This is a genomic window from Mycobacterium sp. RTGN4 (assembly GCF_033804635.1).
Taxonomy (GTDB): Bacteria; Actinomycetota; Actinomycetes; order Mycobacteriales; family Mycobacteriaceae; genus Mycobacterium.
Genome location: NZ_JAPZLB010000016.1, coordinates 65,609 through 83,850, shown reverse-complemented (window position 1 = coordinate 83,850; position 18,242 = coordinate 65,609). Strand labels below are relative to the sequence as shown.

Annotated in this window: 20 protein-coding genes, 1 tRNA gene and 1 other RNA gene; 12 read left to right on the top strand and 10 right to left on the bottom strand. The window is 66.5% G+C overall.

The window, feature by feature from the left end; all coding sequences use genetic code 11:
* Window positions 1-50 precede the first annotated feature (50 nt).
* Window positions 51-1,343, top strand: a complete 1,293-nt coding sequence (locus tag SLQ30_RS27275) for a Mur ligase family protein (RefSeq protein WP_319449919.1) — start codon at window positions 51-53, stop codon at window positions 1,341-1,343.
* Window positions 1,336-2,052, top strand: coding sequence for a type 1 glutamine amidotransferase (locus SLQ30_RS27270; protein ID WP_319449918.1), 717 nt, complete (start codon window positions 1,336-1,338; stop codon window positions 2,050-2,052). Before SLQ30_RS27275 ends, SLQ30_RS27270 begins: the two co-directional genes overlap by 8 nt.
* 38 nt (window positions 2,053-2,090) lie before the next feature.
* Here SLQ30_RS27270 and SLQ30_RS27265 read toward each other — a convergent pair whose 3' ends face one another.
* From SLQ30_RS27265 to SLQ30_RS27250, 4 genes are all read right to left on the bottom strand, one after another.
* Complete coding sequence (locus tag SLQ30_RS27265; RefSeq protein ID WP_319449917.1) at window positions 2,091-2,978, bottom strand: hypothetical protein; 888 nt, start codon at window positions 2,976-2,978, stop codon at window positions 2,091-2,093.
* Between the two features lie 109 nt (window positions 2,979-3,087).
* The gene (locus SLQ30_RS27260; RefSeq protein ID WP_319449916.1) at window positions 3,088-3,486 is read right to left on the bottom strand and encodes a VCBS domain-containing protein; all 399 of its coding nucleotides are present in this window, start codon (window positions 3,484-3,486) and stop codon (window positions 3,088-3,090) included.
* Between the two features lie 9 nt (window positions 3,487-3,495).
* Complete coding sequence (gene recR, locus SLQ30_RS27255; protein ID WP_319449915.1) at window positions 3,496-4,107, bottom strand: recombination mediator RecR; 612 nt, start codon at window positions 4,105-4,107, stop codon at window positions 3,496-3,498.
* An 11-nt stretch (window positions 4,108-4,118) separates the two neighbouring features.
* Window positions 4,119-4,454: a YbaB/EbfC family nucleoid-associated protein gene (locus tag SLQ30_RS27250; RefSeq protein ID WP_319449914.1), complete on the bottom strand. Its 336-nt coding sequence runs from the start codon at window positions 4,452-4,454 to the stop codon at window positions 4,119-4,121.
* Window positions 4,455-4,588: 134 nt separating this feature from the next.
* Here SLQ30_RS27250 and SLQ30_RS27245 point away from each other — a divergent pair, with 134 nt between their 5' ends.
* Complete coding sequence (locus SLQ30_RS27245; RefSeq protein ID WP_319449999.1) at window positions 4,589-5,314, top strand: Rv3717 family N-acetylmuramoyl-L-alanine amidase; 726 nt, start codon at window positions 4,589-4,591, stop codon at window positions 5,312-5,314.
* On the opposite strand, the gene SLQ30_RS27240 is transcribed toward SLQ30_RS27245, so the two are convergent.
* Window positions 5,311-5,751 (bottom strand): SRPBCC family protein, encoded by a 441-nt coding sequence (locus tag SLQ30_RS27240; RefSeq protein ID WP_319449913.1) that lies wholly within the window; start codon window positions 5,749-5,751, stop codon window positions 5,311-5,313. The genes SLQ30_RS27245 and SLQ30_RS27240 overlap by 4 nt on opposite strands.
* 89 nt (window positions 5,752-5,840) lie before the next feature.
* On the opposite strand from SLQ30_RS27240, the gene SLQ30_RS27235 reads away from it, so the two are divergent.
* Together SLQ30_RS27235 and SLQ30_RS27230 are read left to right on the top strand one after the other, a co-directional pair.
* Window positions 5,841-7,256 carry an FAD-binding oxidoreductase gene (locus SLQ30_RS27235; protein WP_319449912.1) on the top strand — a complete coding sequence of 472 codons (1,416 nt, stop codon included), beginning with the start codon at window positions 5,841-5,843 and terminating at the stop codon, window positions 7,254-7,256.
* On the top strand, window positions 7,253-8,584 hold the full coding sequence (locus SLQ30_RS27230; RefSeq protein ID WP_319449911.1) for a class I SAM-dependent methyltransferase: 1,332 nt from the start codon (window positions 7,253-7,255) through the stop codon (window positions 8,582-8,584). Before SLQ30_RS27235 ends, SLQ30_RS27230 begins: the two co-directional genes overlap by 4 nt.
* Here the strand turns inward: SLQ30_RS27230 and SLQ30_RS27225 are convergent.
* From SLQ30_RS27225 to ffs, 3 genes are all read right to left on the bottom strand, one after another.
* Window positions 8,581-10,521, bottom strand: a complete 1,941-nt coding sequence (locus SLQ30_RS27225; RefSeq protein ID WP_319449910.1) for a DNA polymerase III subunits gamma/tau — start codon at window positions 10,519-10,521, stop codon at window positions 8,581-8,583. The two genes, SLQ30_RS27230 and SLQ30_RS27225, sit on opposite strands and share 4 nt — an antisense overlap.
* A 37-nt stretch (window positions 10,522-10,558) precedes the next feature.
* A complete protein-coding gene (locus tag SLQ30_RS27220; RefSeq protein WP_319449909.1) occupies window positions 10,559-11,836 on the bottom strand; it encodes an aminotransferase class I/II-fold pyridoxal phosphate-dependent enzyme in 1,278 nt (425 codons plus the stop codon).
* 26 nt (window positions 11,837-11,862) lie between these two features.
* An RNA gene (gene ffs / locus SLQ30_RS27215) (signal recognition particle sRNA small type) lies at window positions 11,863-11,957 on the bottom strand.
* A gap of 104 nt (window positions 11,958-12,061) precedes the next feature.
* Here ffs and SLQ30_RS27210 point away from each other — a divergent pair.
* The 4 genes from SLQ30_RS27210 to SLQ30_RS27195 all read left to right on the top strand — a co-directional run bounded on the left by SLQ30_RS27210 (window position 12,062) and on the right by SLQ30_RS27195 (window position 15,260).
* Window positions 12,062-12,147, top strand: a tRNA-Ser gene (locus tag SLQ30_RS27210).
* 96 nt (window positions 12,148-12,243) lie between these two features.
* Entirely contained in the window at window positions 12,244-12,999 is a 756-nt protein-coding gene (locus SLQ30_RS27205; protein ID WP_319449908.1) for a hypothetical protein, read from the top strand.
* An 85-nt stretch (window positions 13,000-13,084) separates the two neighbouring features.
* Entirely contained in the window at window positions 13,085-14,101 is a 1,017-nt protein-coding gene (locus SLQ30_RS27200; RefSeq protein WP_319449907.1) for a S1C family serine protease, read from the top strand.
* 79 nt (window positions 14,102-14,180) lie between these two features.
* Window positions 14,181-15,260 (top strand): dihydrodipicolinate reductase, encoded by a 1,080-nt coding sequence (locus SLQ30_RS27195; protein WP_319449906.1) that lies wholly within the window; start codon window positions 14,181-14,183, stop codon window positions 15,258-15,260.
* Here the strand turns inward: SLQ30_RS27195 and SLQ30_RS27190 are convergent.
* On the bottom strand, window positions 15,257-15,790 hold the full coding sequence (locus SLQ30_RS27190; protein ID WP_319449905.1) for a hypothetical protein: 534 nt from the start codon (window positions 15,788-15,790) through the stop codon (window positions 15,257-15,259). The genes SLQ30_RS27195 and SLQ30_RS27190 overlap by 4 nt on opposite strands.
* 146 nt (window positions 15,791-15,936) lie before the next feature.
* Between SLQ30_RS27190 and SLQ30_RS27185 the strand changes: the two genes are divergently transcribed.
* Both SLQ30_RS27185 and SLQ30_RS27180 read left to right on the top strand, forming a co-directional pair.
* Window positions 15,937-16,266, top strand: a complete 330-nt coding sequence (locus SLQ30_RS27185) for a hypothetical protein (protein ID WP_319449904.1) — start codon at window positions 15,937-15,939, stop codon at window positions 16,264-16,266.
* Window positions 16,247-16,585: a hypothetical protein gene (locus SLQ30_RS27180; protein ID WP_319449903.1), complete on the top strand. Its 339-nt coding sequence runs from the start codon at window positions 16,247-16,249 to the stop codon at window positions 16,583-16,585. The genes SLQ30_RS27185 and SLQ30_RS27180 overlap by 20 nt, the downstream gene beginning before the upstream one ends.
* 73 nt (window positions 16,586-16,658) lie before the next feature.
* Here SLQ30_RS27180 and SLQ30_RS27175 read toward each other — a convergent pair whose 3' ends face one another.
* Window positions 16,659-17,636: a hypothetical protein gene (locus tag SLQ30_RS27175; protein ID WP_319449902.1), complete on the bottom strand. Its 978-nt coding sequence runs from the start codon at window positions 17,634-17,636 to the stop codon at window positions 16,659-16,661.
* Window positions 17,637-17,716: 80 nt separating this feature from the next.
* Here SLQ30_RS27175 and SLQ30_RS27170 point away from each other — a divergent pair, with 80 nt between their 5' ends.
* The gene (locus tag SLQ30_RS27170; RefSeq protein ID WP_319449901.1) at window positions 17,717-18,235 is read left to right on the top strand and encodes an O-acetyl-ADP-ribose deacetylase; all 519 of its coding nucleotides are present in this window, start codon (window positions 17,717-17,719) and stop codon (window positions 18,233-18,235) included.
* Window positions 18,236-18,242: the final 7 nt, after the last annotated feature.

Sequence of the window (18,242 nt, the reverse complement as noted above, 5' to 3'; positions counted from 1 at the left end):
AGTGACGCCGCGTGTCGCCCACCTTCTTTTTCCCTCTTAGACTGCCGGGAATGGTCACCCACGGACGGCAGGAGCGCAGCGACCGGGGAATCTCGGTACGAGGGCGGATCGCGCTCGGCGCCGGAGCCGCAGCGCGCTGGGCGTCGCGGGTCACCGGCCGGGGCGCGGGCGCCATGATCGGCGGGCTGGTCGCCATGACGCTCGACAAATCGATCCTCGGGCAGCTGGGCACGGGCAGGCGATCCGTCGTCGTCACCGGCACGAACGGCAAGTCAACCACCACCAGGATGACCGCGGCCGCGCTCGCGACCCTGGGCCCCGTCGCCACCAACGCCGAGGGCGCGAACATGGATGCCGGGTTGGTGGCCGCGCTGGCTGGGGCGCGCGATGCCTCACTGGCCGCACTCGAGGTCGACGAAATGCACGTGCCGCACGTCTTGGATGCCGTGGAAGCCGCCGTCGTCGTATTGCTCAACCTGTCGCGCGACCAGTTGGACCGCGTCGGTGAGATCAACCACATCGAACGCACGCTGCGCCGCGGGCTGGCGCGGCACCCGGACGCCGTCGTAGTGGCCAACTGTGACGACGTGCTGATGACGTCGGCCGCCTACGACTGCCCGCACGTGGTGTGGGTGGCAGCAGGTGGCGGCTGGACGAGCGACTCGATCAGCTGCCCCCGCAGCGGCGAGCTCATCGTCCGTGATGGAACCCATTGGTACTCAACGGGAACCCCGTCCGATGCCGGGCCCGGGGGCCCTCCGGCCTTCAAACGGCCCAGCCCGCAATGGTGGTTCGACGATTCACACGTCTACGGACCCGACGGGCTCGCGCTGCCGATGACGTTGGCCCTGCCCGGCGCCGTCAACCGCGGCAACGCCACCCAGGCCATCGCCGCGGCCGTCGCGCTCGGGGTCGATCCGGCCGCCGCGGTCGCCGCCGTGGGCACCGTCGACGAGGTGGCGGGCCGCTACCGGACCGTGCGCATCGGCGCCCACACCGCCCGCATCCTGCTCGCGAAGAATCCGGCAGGCTGGCAGGAAGCGCTCTCGATGGTCGACAAGCACGGCGCGGGCGTCGTGATCGCGGTCAACGGACAGGTACCCGACGGCGAGGACCTGTCGTGGCTGTGGGACGTGCGCTTCGAGCACTTCGACGACACGGCGGTGGTGGCCGCCGGTGAGCGCGGTACCGACCTGGCCGTGCGCCTGGGCTACGCGGGCGTCGGCCACACCCTTGTCCACGACACCGTCAAGGCCATCGCGTCCTGCCCGCCTGGACACGTCGAGGTGATCGCCAACTACACCGCGTTCCTGCAACTCAATCGGCGGCTTCCCAATGTCTGAGTCCACTGTTCGTATCGGGCTGGTGCTGCCCGACGTCATGGGCACCTACGGCGATGGCGGCAATTCGGTGGTGCTGGCACAGCGCTTGCGGTTGCGCGGCATCGACTCAGAGCTCGTCGAGATCACGCTTGCCGATCCGGTGCCCGACTCACTCGACCTGTACACCCTTGGCGGCGCCGAGGACTACGCGCAGCGCCTGGCCACCAAGCACCTGATCCAGTACCCCGGCCTACAACGTGCGGCCGAACGTGGCGCGCCGGTGCTGGCGATCTGCGCGGCGATCCAGGTGCTCGGGCACTGGTACGAGACGTCGTCGGGTGAGCGCGTCGACGGCGTCGGGATGCTCGACGTGACGACGTCGCCGCAGCCGAAGCGGACCATCGGCGAGGTGGTGTCGCAACCGCTGATCCCCGGCCTCGACCAGCGTCTCACCGGATTCGAAAACCACCGCGGCGGAACGCTTCTCGGCTCGTCAGCCGAACCGCTGGCGCGCGTCGTCACCGGCGCGGGCAACCGTGACGGCGACGGCTTCGACGGCGCCGTGCAGGGCAGCGTCGTCGCGACCTATCTGCATGGCCCCTGCCTGGCCCGCAACCCACAGCTGGCCGACCTGCTGCTGTCACGCGTCGTCGGCGACCTTGCTCCGCTGGAGCTGCCTGAGGTCGAGCTCTTGCGGCGCGAACGGCTCGCCGCCCCGCGTCGGGCCTAGCTTCCTGCCCGTCGAGATTCCCCTCGTCGAGATCAACGTTATGCAGCCAAAGTGCGAGTGAAGCGCTGCAGTTCGTTGATTTCAATGCGGCACCCGCGGCTGATCAACGCAGCCTCAACCCTTGCGAGCACCTCGGAGGGTCGGTCCTCGGCGATCACCCGGATGATGATCCATCCCAATTCCTCAAGCATCCGAATTCGCGCGATGTCCTTCACGTACTGGCGGCGATCCTTCCGGTGATGGTCTCCGTCGTATTCCACTGCGACCTTGAACTCGTCCCATCCCATGTCGAGGAACGCCACTGGCCACGTCCCGTCCACGACCGGTATTTGAGTTTGCGGTTTCGGCATTCCCGCATCGATGAGCCAGAGCCGAACCCGACTCTCGCGTGGCGACTCGGCTCCTCCGTCAACCAGGGGCAGCAGCTCCCGTAGCTGTCGAATGCCTCTGATTCTCGGGTACCGGTCAGCCAATTCGCCGACCGCGTCAATCGAGAACCGCTGAGTCCACATCATGGCGTCAAGCCGAGCCAGCGCTTCGTGGCGGGTCGAACGGCGACCCAAATCGAAGGCGGTACGCACGCGAGTGGTCACGGGTAACCCGGCTGCGCGTGTGATTTCGTCGTCGGCGATGCGATCGAGGCGCGGGATGAGCCCTGGCTGTGGCCGGCACTTCACGCCCATGAGTTCGATCGGTGCTCCTGGATCCAGCCAGGGCGTGTGATGCAGTGCCGACGCCGCCACACCGGCGATCACGCCGCGCCGACCGGACGCCAACCAAGCCGCGATAGCTCGATCGCGCAACGAAAGCTCGGCTCCCTTCGGCGCGTACACACCGCGGTACACCGCCGTATACCAGCGGTGCAATTGATGGCGGGTCACACGGCCTGCCGCGAGTTCCTCGCTGCCGATGAATATCTCAGTCATGCCCGAGATGCTGCATCCGCCCACCGACAACCTCACGAAATCCACGTTTTGCAGAGAAAGTGCGACCACGCGTCTGCAAAAAGCGGATCTCGGCGCAAACCCGAAAGGGCTACAGCCCCAGGTCGCGCAAGAACTCCGGCTTGTACGCCTCGAGGATCACGTAACTGGGGTCCGGCGCGGGCGTCTCCTTCGCGTCGTCGGTGACCTCTTCGCCATCGGTCGGATCGACCCACTCCTGCTTGCCCGCGTCCCAGCGGCTCACGGTGAACTCGGCGTCTAGGTGGTCACCGGCGACGAGCTCCCGGACGGTCCGCTCGGCCTCCTGCGCATCGTCAAGGGTGTGCGTGTACAGCTGAATCCAGTTGCCATCGCGCGTCACCGTCACCCGGCCACCCAGCCGCTTGCGCGCCTCGTCGTCCACGTCGAGTGAGCGCAAGCGCTTCCAGAACGACAGATGATGCTCGTCGCTTCCGAGCTCGACTTCGACTTTGAACTCTTCGTCGGACATGGCGCCAACCTAAACCATGGCCCGGCGGCCGGACAGCGCGCGGCCCAGCGTGAGCTCGTCGGCGAACTCCAGGTCCCCACCCATCGGCAGGCCAGAGGCGATCCTCGAGACGGTCAGCCCGGGGATGTCGCGCAGCATGCGCACCAGGTAGGTGGCGGTGGCCTCGCCCTCGGTGTTGGGGTCGGTGGCGATGATGACCTCTGCGACGTCGACACCGTCGACGCGCTCGCCAATCCGGTTGAGCAGCTCACGGATTCGCAACTGATCCGGGCCAATGCCCGACAGCGGATCCAGTGCGCCACCCAGCACGTGGTAGCGGCCGCGGAACTCCCGCGTGCGCTCGACGGCCTGCACATCCTTGGGCTCTTCGACCACGCACACCAGCGAGGCGTCCCGCCGCGAGTCCATGCAGATGCGGCACCGCTCGTCGTCGGAGACGTTGCCGCACACCGCGCAGAAGGTCACGCCGTCGCGCACCTTGCCCAACACCGCGGTCAACCGGTCGATGTCGGGCGGCTCGACCGACAGCAGATGAAACGCAATGCGCTGCGCGCTCTTCGGGCCGATTCCAGGCAGCTTGCCGAGTTCGTCGATGAGGTCCTGGACGGGTCCTTCAAACATTGCCGTCCACGTCAGGAGATTCCGGGTATGCCCAGGTTGCCCAGGCCGCTGGCCAGCGGTCCGAGTCGCGACTGCGCGAGGATCGCCACCTGTCGCGAAGCATCCGAAAGCGCGCCGACGATGAGGTCCTGCAGCGTCTCCACGTCGTCGGGGTCGACCACCTTGGGATCGATGGCGACGGCAACGATGTCGCCACTGCCCTTCACGGTCACCTGGACCAGTCCGCCACCGGCCTGACCGTGCACCTCGGAGTTGGCGAGCGACTCTTGGGCTTCCATCAACTGCTGCTGCACCTGTTGTGCCTGCGCGAGGATCGCGGACATGTCGGGTGTTTGACCGGGTTGCATGTCAGTCCCCTTGCATTCTGGTCTCGACTTGATCAAGCTCGTCCGCACACGGCGGTTTGGAGCCCAAGCCTAGTCGTCGGCGGAGCTAGCGTGGCGCCGTGCACGTACCAACTTGCCTGCGTGTCGGCGCTGGGATGGCCGTCAGCCTGCTCATTGCCGCATCCGTCGCATCAGCCCCGGCCACCGCCGCCCCCGTGAGCATCGCGGGGATGATCGTCTTCCTCGACCCCGGTCACAACGGCGCCAACGACGCGTCGCTGACCAAGCAGGTCCCGACGGGTCGCGGCGGGACGAAGGACTGCCAGACCAGCGGTACGACGTCCAATGACGGCTATCCCGAGCACTCGTTCAACTGGGAGACGGTGTTGCGCATCCGCCAGGAGTTGACCGCGCTTGGGGTCCGCACGGCGATGTCCCGCGGGGACGACACCAGCGTCGCTGCGTGCGTCGATCAACGCGCCGAGGTGGCCAACTCGCTCAAACCCGACGCGATCGTGTCGATTCACGCCGACGGCGGCCCTGCGTCGGGCCGTGGCTTCCACGTCAACTACTCGTCACCGGCGCTGAACCAGGTGCAGGCCGGGCCGTCAGTGCAGTTCGCCCAGATCATGCGTGACCAGATGCAGGCCTCCGGGCTGGTCCCCGCCACCTACATCGGCCAGAACGGGCTGTACCCGCGCGCCGATCTGACCGGGCTGAACCTGGCTCAGTACCCGGCGGTGCTGGTCGAATGCGGCAACATGAAGAACGCGGCCGACGCGGCGCTGCTCGAGTCACCCGAGGGGCGCCAGAAGTACGCCGACGCCGTCGTGAAGGGCATCGCGGGCTTCCTCGGCACCAGGCCTGCGCGGACCGCCTAGCTTGCCTCGAGCTGCGTCTTGAGGTTTTCCAGCACCTCGCCCTGAATCTTGCGCAACCCCAGCGGGGCGAACGTCTTCTCGAAGAAGCCGCCGACTCCGCCCGCGCCCTGCCACGACGTCTTCACCGTGACGGTCGATCCGGTGCCTGCGGGCGCGACGGTCCAGTTGGTGACCATCGTCGAGTTGGCGTCCTTCTCGATGACGGTCTTGCCTGCCACGTCGACGGAGGCCTTGACCTCACGCACGCGGGACTTGGTGGCCTGCAACTTCCAGGTGGCGACGGTTCCGGCGCCCTGGCCGCCCTCGAGTACCTGGTAGCCGCTGTACTGGGAGGAGAGAATCTTCGGTCGCACGGTCTGGTAGTCCGCGACGGCCGCGAGCACCGCGTCGGGTTCGGCGTTTATCAAGACGGTGCTGGACGCGCTGACCTGTCCCATCGGGAAGAACTCCTAGCTTGAGGAAATTTCGGGTGTGATCCCGGCTCGGTGCGGTCGCATCGACTGCGACCGGGGACTAGCGTATATGTGTGTCTGTTCTTGCGACCGACGCACAGGCTGCGCATGCTGTGGCCGTCGACCGACTCCTTGCGAGCTACCGCGCCATCCCACAGGGCGCGACGGTTCGGCTCGCCAAACCCACGTCCAATCTGTTCCGTGCGCGCGCCAAGGCCAGCGGCAAGGGGCTGGACACCACGGGTTTGACGGGCGTCATCTCCGTGGACCAGGAAGCGCGCACCGCTGACGTCGCGGGGATGTGTACCTACGAGGACCTCGTCGCCGCCACGCTGCCGTACGGCTTGTCGCCGCTTGTGGTGCCCCAGCTGAAGACCATCACGTTGGGCGGCGCGGTCACTGGCCTCGGCATCGAGTCGGCGTCGTTCCGCAACGGACTGCCACACGAGTCGGTGCTGGAGTTGGACATCCTCACCGGCGCAGGCGAAGTCGTCACCGCGTCGCGTGATCAGCACGCCGACCTGTTCCGGGCCTTCCCCAATTCCTATGGCACACTTGGTTATTCAGTGCGTCTGAAGATCGAGCTCGAACCGGTCAAGCCGTTCGTGGCGCTCACGCACCTGCGGTTCCACGACGTAGCCGAGCTGGTGGCGGCCATGGACCGGATCATCGAGACCGGGGGCCACGACGGCGTTCCGGTCGATTACCTCGACGGCGTCGTGTTCAGCGCCGACGAGAGCTACCTGTGCCTCGGCGTGCAGACCGCGACACCTGGACCGGTCAGCGACTACACCGGTCAGCACATCTACTACCGGTCGATCCAGCACGCGCACGGTGCGAAGGACGACCGGCTCACCATCCACGACTACCTGTGGCGCTGGGACACCGACTGGTTCTGGTGCTCGCGGGCCTTCGGCGCGCAAAACCCGACCGTGCGGCGGTTCTGGCCACGGCGGTACCGCCGCAGCAGCTTCTACTGGAAACTCGTCGGCTACGACCAACGGTTCGACATCGCGAATCGGATCGAGAAGCGCAACGGGCGCCCACCGCTGGAACGGGTGGTACAGGACATCGAGGTGCCGATCGGGCGCACCACCGAATTCGTGGAGTGGTTCCTGGAGAACGTCCCGATCGAGCCGATCTGGTTGTGTCCGCTGCGGCTGCGCGACGACGCGGGCTGGCCGCTGTATCCCATTGCGGGGCACCAGACGTACGTCAACGTAGGCTTCTGGTCCGCCGTCCCGGTCGGACCTTCCGGCGGGCAGGAGCGCAGCGACCCGGGGATGATCGAGGAAGGGCACACGAACCGGCTGATCGAGCACACGGTCAGCGAGCTCGACGGACACAAGTCGCTGTACTCGGACGCGTACTACTCGCGCGACGAGTTCGAAGAGCTCTATGGAGGGGAAACCTACAAGACGGTCAAGAAGAGTTACGACCCTGATTCACGGTTACTTGATCTGTATGCGAAGGCGGTACAAAGGCGATGACTACATATAAAGAAAATTCTGCCAGCGCCAGGGACAATGCCTCGACAGAGCATCGTCTGACCTTGGCCGAGATCCTCGAGATCTTCACCGCCGGTGACGAATTGCCGCTCAAGTTCACTGCCTACGACGGCAGCTCCGCCGGCCCTGACGACGCCGAGCTCGGGCTCGATCTGCTGACCCCACGCGGGACCACCTACCTGGCCACCGCACCTGGCGAGCTCGGGCTGGCGCGCGCATACGTGTCCGGTGATCTCGACATGTTCGGCGTCCACCCCGGCGACCCGTACGAGCTGCTGCGGGCGCTCTCCGAGAAGCTCGACTTCAAGCGTCCGCCCGCGCGGGTGCTGGCCAACATCGTGCGGGCGATCGGCATCGAGCACCTCAAGCCGATCGCCCCGCCGCCGCAAGAGGCTCAGCCGCGTTGGCGTCGCATCGTGGAAGGCCTCCGGCACAGCAAGATTCGCGATGCCGAGGCCATCCATCACCACTACGACGTGTCGAACACGTTCTACGAGTGGGTGCTCGGCCCTTCGATGACCTACACGTGCGCGGCATACACCGATGCCGACGCCTCGTTGGAGGACGCCCAGGAGAACAAGTACCGCCTGGTGTTCGAGAAACTGCGCCTCAAGCCGGGCGACCGACTGCTCGACGTTGGCTGCGGGTGGGGCGGCATGGTGCGCTACGCCGCGCGGCAAGGTGTGAAGACCATCGGCGTCACCCTGTCGAAGGAGCAGGCCGCTTGGGCGCAGCGCGCGATCGAAGAACAGGGGTTGTCCGAGCTGGCCGAGGTGCGCCACAGCGACTACCGCGACGTGCGCGAGTCCGGGTTCGACGCGGTGTCGTCCATCGGGCTGACCGAGCACATCGGGGTTGCGAACTACCCGGCCTACTTCCGCTTCCTCAAGTCGAAGATGCGTACCGGCGCACTGCTTCTGAACCACTGCATCACTCGGCCCGAGAACCGCGGCGCATCCGCTGCCGGCGGATTCATCGACCGCTACGTGTTCCCCGACGGGGAGCTCACCGGTTCGGGCCGCATCATCACCGAGGCCCAGGACGTCGGACTCGAGGTGGTGCACGAAGAGAATCTGCGACACCACTACGCGTTGACGTTGCGCGACTGGTGCCGCAACCTCGTCGAGCACTGGGACGAGGCGGTCGAGGAAGTCGGGCTACCCACCGCCAAGGTGTGGGGCCTGTACATGGCCGGCTCCCGGGTGGGCTTCGAAACGAATGTCGTTCAGCTGCACCAGGTGCTGGCTGTCAAACTCGACCGCAAGGGCGGCGACGGCGGGCTGCCGTTGCGGCCGTGGTGGACGGCCTAACCCTCGATCTTGCGGGCGCCGAGCTCGCTCTGAAGTAGTTCGAGCGCCGCTTCCTCGGGATCGCGCCGCGGTGCGGCGTCCGGGCTGGCGGCCGCTTCGGCAAGCATGCTCTCCTCTTCGGCCTGGGGATCTTCGACCGCCTGCGGCTGCGCGTCGGGCGCCCCCACTTCGTAGCGCACCCGCAACTGCAGGCCCAGCGCGTCCCTCAGCGCATCCTGGACGAAGTCCAGGTTCTGTTGCTCACCAAGCCTTTTCGCAAGGTTGGCACCTTCGTGCAACAGCACCAGCGTGGTGCCGTCTACCGAGCTCACCATCGCACCGGCCAGCATCGCCGACATCGTGCGGCTGCGTTCGCGCACCTTGTCCATGACCGTCGTCCACTGCCGACGGATGGCGGCGGCGTCCGGAATCGCGGTAGCTGCTGGCACGGCCACGGCCACGGGCTCCGGCGCGGGCGCGGGGACGTCGGGTTTCGGGGCGGACGGTGGCGCAGGCTCCTGGGCTGGTGCCTCGGGTTTGGGCGGCTGCGGCTTGGGCATTGGCGGTGCTGGTTCCGGGGTGGCCGCTGCGGGAGCCGGAGGTGGCTCCGGCGCTTGAGCTTTCGCGGTGAGCCGTTCCACGATCTTCGGCGGTGGAGGAAGCGTTGCCGCCACGGGTGGCGTCGGCTCCGCCACTGGCGCCGGTTCGACCGCGGGCTGCGCAGCGGCGGCCTTGCGGACGTATTGCTTGGCAGAGTTGGCAACCGGGCTCACGCTCGGATCGGCCACGTCCGTCGGGGTACCCATGGACAGCCGCGTCTCGATGCGCTCGACCCGTTGCAGCAGAGCGGATTCCGTGTCGCTGGCCGACGGCAGCAGCAGCCGTGCGCACACCACTTCGAGCAGCAACCGCGGTGCGGTGGCTCCGCGCATCTCGCCGAGCCCCGCGTGTACGACTTCGGCGTAACGCGTCAACGTCGCAGTGCCCACCCGGGAAGCCTGGTCTCGCATCCGCTCGAGCACGTCGCCGGGCGCGTCGACCACACCGCGGGCCGCCGCATCTGGCACGGCCTGAATCACGATGAGGTCGCGGAACCGCTCCAGCAGGTCGATCGCGAACCGCCGCGGGTCGTGCCCGGCGTCGATGACCGCCTCGACGGCGCCGAACATTGCGGCCGCATCCCCGGCCGCCAGCGCGTCGACGGCGTCGTCGATGAGTTCGAGGTCGGTGGCCCCGAGCAAGGACAGCGCCCGGGAGTACGCCACGTGGCCGCCCTCGGAGCCCGCGAGCAGTTGGTCCAGCACCGAGAGGGTGTCACGCGGGGACCCGCCGCCTGCCCGAATCACCAGCGGGTAGACGGTCTCGTCGACGACCACACCCTCTTCCGCGCAGATGCGCTCCAAGAGTCCACGCATGGTCTTGGGGGCCAATAAGCGGAAGGGGTAGTGGTGCGTCCGCGAACGGATGGTCGGCAGCACCTTCTCCGGCTCGGTGGTGGCGAACACGAAGATCAGGTGATCCGGTGGCTCCTCGACGATCTTGAGCAGCGCGTTGAAACCTGCCGTGGTTACCATGTGCGCTTCGTCGATGATGAAGATGCGATAGCGCGACTGCGCGGGTGCGTAGAACGCCCGGTCCCGTAGCTCGCGGGTGTCGTCCACGCCACCGTGGCTGGCGGCGTCGAGTTCGGTGACGTCGACGCTGCCGCCGCCGTTGGGTGCCAACGCGACACAGGAATCGCACACGCCGCATGGGGTCGGAGTGGGACCCTGCTCGCAGTTCAGCGAGCGCGCCATGATGCGCGCCGACGACGTCTTGCCGCAGCCCCGCGGACCGGAGAACAGGTACGCGTGATTGATCCGCCCCGACGTCAGCGCCGTCGACAGCGGCTCGGTGACGTGCTCCTGGCCGACCACTTCGGCGAACGAGGCGGGTCGGTACTTGCGGTAGAGGGCCACGACAGCAGGCTACCGAGGCCCGGTGACGCGCGGCGGGCTAGTCACGCTCGAGCAGCGACTCGGTGGCCGCCAGCAGTGCGCACGTCGCAAGGCCGTCGATCGCCTCACGCAGGTCGGACACCGGCGGGAACGACGGTGCAATGCGGATGTTCTTGTCCTCCGGGTCTTTTCGATACGGGAACGACGCGCCCGCCTCAGTCACGGCGATACCCGCGTCCTTGGCCAACGCGACGGTGCGCCGCGCAGTGCCGGGCCAGACGTCGAGGCTGACGAAGTAGCCGCCCTTCGGATCGGTCCACGATCCGATCTTCGAGTCTCCGAGCCGGTCCTCGAGGATCTCGGCGACCAACGCGAACTTCGGGGCCAGCAGCGCCTGGTGGCGTTGCATCTGAAGGCGCACCCCGTCCGCGTCCTTGAGGAACCGAAGGTGTCGCAGTTGGTTGACCTTGTCTGGCCCGATCGACTTCTTGCCCGCATGCTGCAGGTACCAGGCAATGTTTCCCAGCGAGCCGCCGAAGAAGCTGACACCAGCGCCTGCGAACGTGATCTTCGACGTCGAGGCGAAGACGTACGGGCGGTTCGGGTGGCCGGCCTTGGCGGCCAGCCCGACCACGTCGATCTGACGGACGAACTCGTGCGTCAGCGTGTGCACCAGATACGCGTTGTCCCAGAACAGTCGGAAATCACTTGCCGCGGTGCGCATCTGCACGAGTCGGCGGACGTTCTCCCAGGAGTAGGTGGCGCCCGTTGGATTGGAGAACACCGGCACGCACCACATGCCCTTGATGGCCGGGTCTGCAGCGACGAGTTCCTCGATGAGGTCGACGTCGGGGCCGTCCTCCCGCATCGGCACGTTGATCATCTCGATGCCGTAGCTCTCGCAGATCGCGAAGTGGCGGTCGTACCCGGGCGCGGGGCAGAGGAACTTCACCTCGGGTTCGTCGCGCCAGGGTCGTGGTGAGTCCACGGCCCCGTGCAGCAGTCCGAACACCACCAGGTCGTGCATGAACTCCAGGCTGGCGTTGTTGCCCGCGATCAGGTTGGGCACCGGAATGCCGAGCAGCTCGCCGAAGATCGCCCGCAATTCGGGCAACCCGTGGAGACCTCCGTAGTTCCGGGTGTCGGTGCCGTGGCCGTCGCGGTACTCGTTTCCTGGCAGCGCCAGCAGACCGTTGGACAGATCGAGCTGGGCGGACGACGGCTTGCCGCGCGTGAGGTCGAGGCTGAGCTTCTTGGCTTGCAGATCGGCGTAGTTGCGGCGCTGCTGTTCGTGCTGCGCGCGCAGTTCGTCACGGCCGAGGGACTGAAACGACACGGCAGGCCTTTCACTAGGCCGTGAATACAAGGGGACCCCGCGCACCCGCCAGAGCCCATTGACCCTTGCTGCCTTCCGGCCCTGGGGGAGTTCACAGGATAGACGCCGCGCGGGGTCCGAGGCTGAGTGTAGTACGGCTGTTTCGGAGGGTAGGAGCGGAGCGACCGGATGGCAGCGCTCTGCGGCTGGTGGGGCGTCCAAGGCTGGTCGGCTACCATTGCCCGCGGAGGATTCGCCTAGTGGCCTATGGCGCTCGCCTGGAACGCGGGTTGGGTTAATAGCCCTCAGGGGTTCAAATCCCCTATCCTCCGCCCTCGGTTCGGGGTGCGACTGGTTCAACGACCTGGTCGCACTCCGAACACCGAGGGAACGTCCCATCGAGGGACCAACCGGACTCAAGGAGGAGTATGCGGCGCTGGATCGCGATCGCCTGGCACGCAACTTTCTTGGTGCTGGGTGCGGTGCTCTACTTCTTCTTCGTACTGCCGCGGTGGTTCGAACTGACGGGGGCCTGGACTCCGGCGCTCGGCAGGCCGATGCGCGTTGTCGACGGGCTGCTCATCGGCCTCGCCGCACTTCCAGTCGTGTTCACCTTGCTGCGCACCCGCAAGCCGGAGTTCGGTACTCCGCAGCTGGCGTTGTCGCTGCGGCTGTGGTCGATCGTGCTTCACGTGCTCGCTGGCGTGCTCATCGTCGGCGGTGCCGTCGCCGAGATTTGGCTGAGCCTCGACAGCGCTGGGCAGTGGTTGTTCGGCATCTACGGTGCCGCAGCTGCGATGGCGGTGTTGGGCGCGCTCGGCTTCTACCTCGCGTTCGTGGCCGAACTGCCGCCGCCACCGCCCAAACCCATCAAGCTCAAGTCGAAGACCACCCGTCGCGGACGCGGCAAGTCGGAGGACGAGGACGACGTCGCCACCGAAGCCGAAGAGTCCGACGACTCCGCGGCCGAGCCACTCGAATCACCGCAGGAGCCCGACTCCGTGGCCGAGGACGAGCCGTCGACGGAAGCCGATACGGAGACGAAGTCCGAGTCTGAAGCCGATACGGAGACGAAGTCCGAGTCCGATGACGAGTCCGAGGGAAAGCTGCGAAACCGCCGCCCAGGTGGGAAGACGGCATCGCGTTTCCGGCGCAAGAGCGGCGGCGTCGCGCTCGACGAGTAACGCCAGCGGTTATTTTTTCGACAGTTGGGGCAATCACCCGTCAGAATTAGGGGATAGCGCTCCAGCTAGCCGCGGAAGGTCGTGCATGCGCCGGATTCACTACTGGTGGCGAACCACCATCGTTTTCGCCGTTTGCTCGACATTCGCGGTGGTCACGCCCGCGCCTTCGTCGGCCGCGCCCGCCGACATGACCGGAGCAATTGGGCAAGTCGCCCCTGCCGTGGCGCGGATCGACACCACGATCAACTACCAGCACGCAATCGGCGCCGGAACCGGCGTCGTGCTGGATCCCGGCGGTGCCGTGCTGACGAACTTCCACGTCGTGCAAGGCGCCGACAGCATCAGGGCCACGGTGGCGGGACAGTCGTACCCAGCCGATCTCGTCGGGTACGACCGTGTGCACGACGTCGCGGTGCTCCAACTGCGAGGCGCAGGCGGCCTGCCGGTGGGCCCGATCGGCGACTCCTCACGGCTGGCGGAGGGTGACCCCGTCGTCGCACTCGGGAACGCCAGTGGATCGGACAGCCCGCTTACCCAGGAGGCCGGCGAGGTGGTCGGTTTCGGGCGCACCATCTCCGCCAAGGACGAACTGACCGGAAGCGCCAACCAGATGACCGGGCTCATCGAGTTCGCGGCCCCTGTGCGCGCGGGCGACTCCGGCGGCCCGTTGGTCAACGGCGCAGGCCAGGTCGTTGGCATGACCACAGCCGCGACGCTCAACTTCCGGATGGGTCCTGGCGGCAAGGGCTTTGCCATCCCGATCAACGACGCGATGGCGGTGGCGGGCCAGATCCGGTCCGGGGCACCCACCGACTCCGTCCACATCGGGCCGCCCACGCTGCTCGGCGTCGGCGTGAGCACCAGGGACCAGCAGGAGGGGCTGCCCGGCGTCATCATTCACGAGGTCCTGCGCGGTGGTCCGGCTCAGCAGGCCGGTTTACTGGACGGCGACGTGCTCGTCAGCATCGATGGCGTTCAGCTGAATTCGGCTACGTCGCTGACGAGGGTGCTCGACCGCCACTACCCCGGCGACGTCGTGGACCTTGTGTGGATCGACCGCGACGGCCAACAGCACAACGGCAAGGCCCCGCTCTCGTCTTGAGTTCGGTGTCTTGGGTTCGATGGCTTGAGTTCGATGAAAAGGGCCGGGCAAGCGGAGCGCGCTCCCCTATGCTGAGCGAGTGCCAAACACCTCTACCTATCGCGTTGTCCAGTGGACGACGGGCAATGTCGGCAAGAGCTCGGTCGCGGCCATCGCCCGCAATCCAACCCTTGAACTGGTCGGCTGTTACGCCTGGTCAGACGACAAGGTCGGCCAGGACGTCGGCGTCCTTTCCGGCATCGAACCGCTCGGTGTCGCAGCCACCAACGACGTGGATGCACTGCTGGCGCTGAAGCCCGACGTCGTCGTCTACAACCCGATGTGGATCGACGTCGACGAACTCGTCCGCATCCTGGCGGCGGGCATCAACGTCGTCGCCACCGCATCGTTCATCACCGGCCACAACCAGGGTGCGGGCCGGGAAAAGATCGCCGAGGCCTGCAAGACCGGCGGCTCGACGATGTTCGGCTCCGGCATCAGCCCGGGATACGTCAACCAGTTGTCGGTGGTGGCGGCTGGCATCTGCGACCGGGTCGACAAGATCACCGTCAACGAGGCCGCCGACACCACGTTCTACGATTCGCCCGCCACCGAGAAGCCCGTCGGCTTCGGCCAGCCCATCGATCACCCCGACCTGCAGGCGATGACCGCCCACGGCACCGGAGTGTTCGGCGAGGCGGTGCGCATGGTCGCCGACGCGCTCGGCATCGAACTCGACGAGGTGCGCTGCGACGCCGAATACGCCCAGACGACAGCGGATCTCGATCTTGGTTCGTGGACCATCCCCGCGGGCTGCGTGGCCGGCGTGCACGCCAGCTGGAAGGGCATCGTTAGATCGGAGTCGGGAGATGCCGATACCCGCGTCGAGATCTCCGTGCTGTGGAAGAAGGGCCAGACGCTCGAGCCGGACTGGCCGATCGAGCAGGACGGCTGGGTCATCGAGGTCGCGGGCCGTCCCACGGTCACGATGAAGGTCGGCTTCCTGCCGCCACCCGACTTCGAGGCGACCACGATGGAGGAGTTCATGGTGCTCGGACACATCATGACCGCGACGCCGCCACTGAACGCCATCCCCGCCGTCGTCGCGGCCGCCCCCGGCATCGTCACCTACAACGACCTGCCGCTGATCCTGCCGCGCGGAGTGGTGCCGACGAGCTAGTTCGCCGGCGACTGCTGCTGATCCTGGATCAGCTGCGGATCGCTCTGCTCGGCTTGGTAGATGTCTTGGTTGGCTTGCGCCTGAGCTTCTTCGTTCTGCTGTTCGGCCGCCTGAGCAGACTCTTCTGCCTCTTGTTCGTTCAAGGCATCCTGCTGTTGTTGCTGCTCCTCGTCCTGCCGTAGCTGGTCGTCCTGCTCCTCCTCTTCTTGCTGCGCCAGTTCTTCGCTGTCGTCGTCGTCGGAGTCGTCGTCGGGCACGACGTCATCGGCGCCGTCGTCCGGCGCCGCCGCAGGTGGAGTCGCAGGTGGCGGGGCTGGCGGAGTGGGCGGCGCGTTCGGGGGGATCCGCTTAAGGGGCAGGTCGCCCGACGCGATCGTCGTCTCGGTGTGAACGGGTGTGAGCACGTGCACGAACCCGAACATGGCGATGACGGCTGCGGCCGCGACGACCGTCTGCAGCACACGCCAGCGCCAACTCACTTCAGCGGCAGGGCGTGTGCTGCCACCGCGCTCTTGGCTCTTGGTCTCCATGTGACGATCGTCACGCTCACTTATGGGTTACCGCATTGATCTTGATAAGCCTGTGCTGTGAATCGGGCGTCCGTTCGCGACGATAGGCTGGCTGGCGTGGCCGAGCTGACCCGCGGCAAGGGCGTACCGGCGTGAACGGAGAAGGAGTGCCACCAACCGTCGACTCCCGACGCCTAGACGTCCGGGTCTGGTCCATAGCAACACGATCATCGCCCGTCGTCATTCAATTCGTCCTCGGTGTGTTGCTCGTCGCGACATGGCTTTTGGGGCGATGGTCGCTCTTTAGCGGTGCCGCCGACGCCCCACGCGCCGAAGTGCTCGCCGCGACCGGCATCGCGGTCGTCCTCTCGGTCGGTGTCGCCGCGGCGCTGTTCCGCCGAGATTCGTCAATGGCGCGGGGCATCGGCCTCAGTACTGCAGCGTCGGCCGCCGTCGTCCTGATCGGAGCAATCCCGTATGCCTGCTGGCTCCTCTGACAATCAACTCAGCCTCTCCGCCGACCAGCCGCAGCATGACGAAAGCCGTTACGGCCGAGTCGGTTTCGCTGCGGCATTCATCAACATCCTTCTGCTTGAGTTCCTCACCGCGGTCTTCATGCTCGCCTGGTACATGCTGCCGTTCATATTGCTGCCGGTACTCACCGTCAACGCACTCCTTGCATACGGCCTGACGCGAGGACGTGGCGCAGTCGCTCAAGTCGGGCGCGGCATGCTCATTGGCTGCATTTCAGCGCCGCTCACCATCCTTATCGTGATCCCCGCGTGGTTCATCGCCCATGCCTTCGGGCTCGTCTGACGAGGAGCGCGGGTCTTATTCGTGAGTACCGCGCAGACTCTCCACATCGCCACCAACGGGGTATCCGAGCGGGTCACCACGTCCCGTCGGTGACCACTTCGGGTTTGACCCCACCAAGTGTGATCACGGTGCCCAAGTCGACAGGAACAAACGGATCCTCCTCGGCACCAAGCTTTTTGCCGACAGTCTCAACCTGCGTCAAGATCTCCGATGGGGCGAGGTCACGGGCGTCCGCGCTGTAGAAGTCGAACCAGGGCAGACCGGCACGCACGTAGGCGTCGCGATCAACCGGCGTGGGAGGCGGCACCTCTCCGGTGATGGCCGTCCACTGCGCGGCCGAACACAAGTGAACGAACACCCGCCGGGAACCGCTCTGGTCGTAGTCGGCAAGCGGCCGGTCATCGGCGTACACCTCTTGGCGCATCCGGCCGCCGGCCCCCAGCCCCATGCTCGCTTCCATCGGCGCGGGCTGGATGGACCCCAGCGAATCCTCACAGCACACCGGGAGCACCTCCTGTGCGGCGCGCCACTTCGCGAGCGCGCGCGGGGTCAGCCCGACGGCCCGTAGTTGGACTCCGCCATGGGTCTCCTGGCCGGTGACCTGCCCTTCGACCGTGGCGCCCGAACCGAGCGGCACGGCAACGAACTGGCGGATGAATCCGTCGCCAGCGTTGATGCCGTCCAGCCACGGCTGATCGGGCAGCGCAACGTAATTCTGCGGGTCACCAACGAGGTGCTCGATCCAGGGCAGGCCGCTGACCGCACAGACTTTGCCTACGCCGACCTGCAGAGCAGCAGGTTCGGAAGCATTGAACGACAACCACATTGCCTCGCGCTGATAGATCGGCAGCATGACGCCGCCCCGAGACAGCCACTCGCTTGGTGCGGTGTCGGGGTAGTCCGCGACCCTGCGCAGCGGAAACCGGCCCAGACCGGGTGGCAGTGGATGCAGCCCCGTCTCGGGGATCCGCAATGTCCGCTGAAACTCCACCGTCACCGGACCCAGCACCAGCTGGTCCCTGACGATCTCTACCGGCGCCGTGCCCGTCATGACTACCTCATCTCTGTTTACTGCCGCTATGAATAGCACCGGGCACCGACAGAAGCCCCGATGCGGGGGATACTGTCCGCATGCCGGAGATCATTGCTGAACTCGGTGACATTACGAAGCAGCAGGTCGACGCAATCGTCAACGCCGCGAACAACGCCATGCGCGGAGGCGGTGGTGTGGACGGAGCAATTCATCGCGCTGGCGGTCCGGACATCTTGCGCGACTGCATTGATCGTTTTCCCGACGGCCTGGCCACCGGCGATGCTGGCTGGACCACCGCGGGACAACTACCGGCGCGGTGGGTGATTCATACCGTCGGGCCCAACTACAAAGCAGGACAACGAGATCGATCCCTGCTCGAATCCTGTTACCGCAGGGCGATGCAGGTCGCGGACGAACTCGGTGCTCGCACCGTCGCGTTTCCGTTAATCAGTGCAGGAATCTACGGCTGGCCCTTACGCGATGCGATCGACGTCGCGGTTGAGACGGTCTCCACGGTGGAGACCGGGGTGGCGATAGTGTCGCTCGTGGCTCTGGACGACCAGGCGCATAACGAAATTCTGGCGGCGCTAGCAGCCTACCGAGGGCCGATGAAATAGCTGGGCC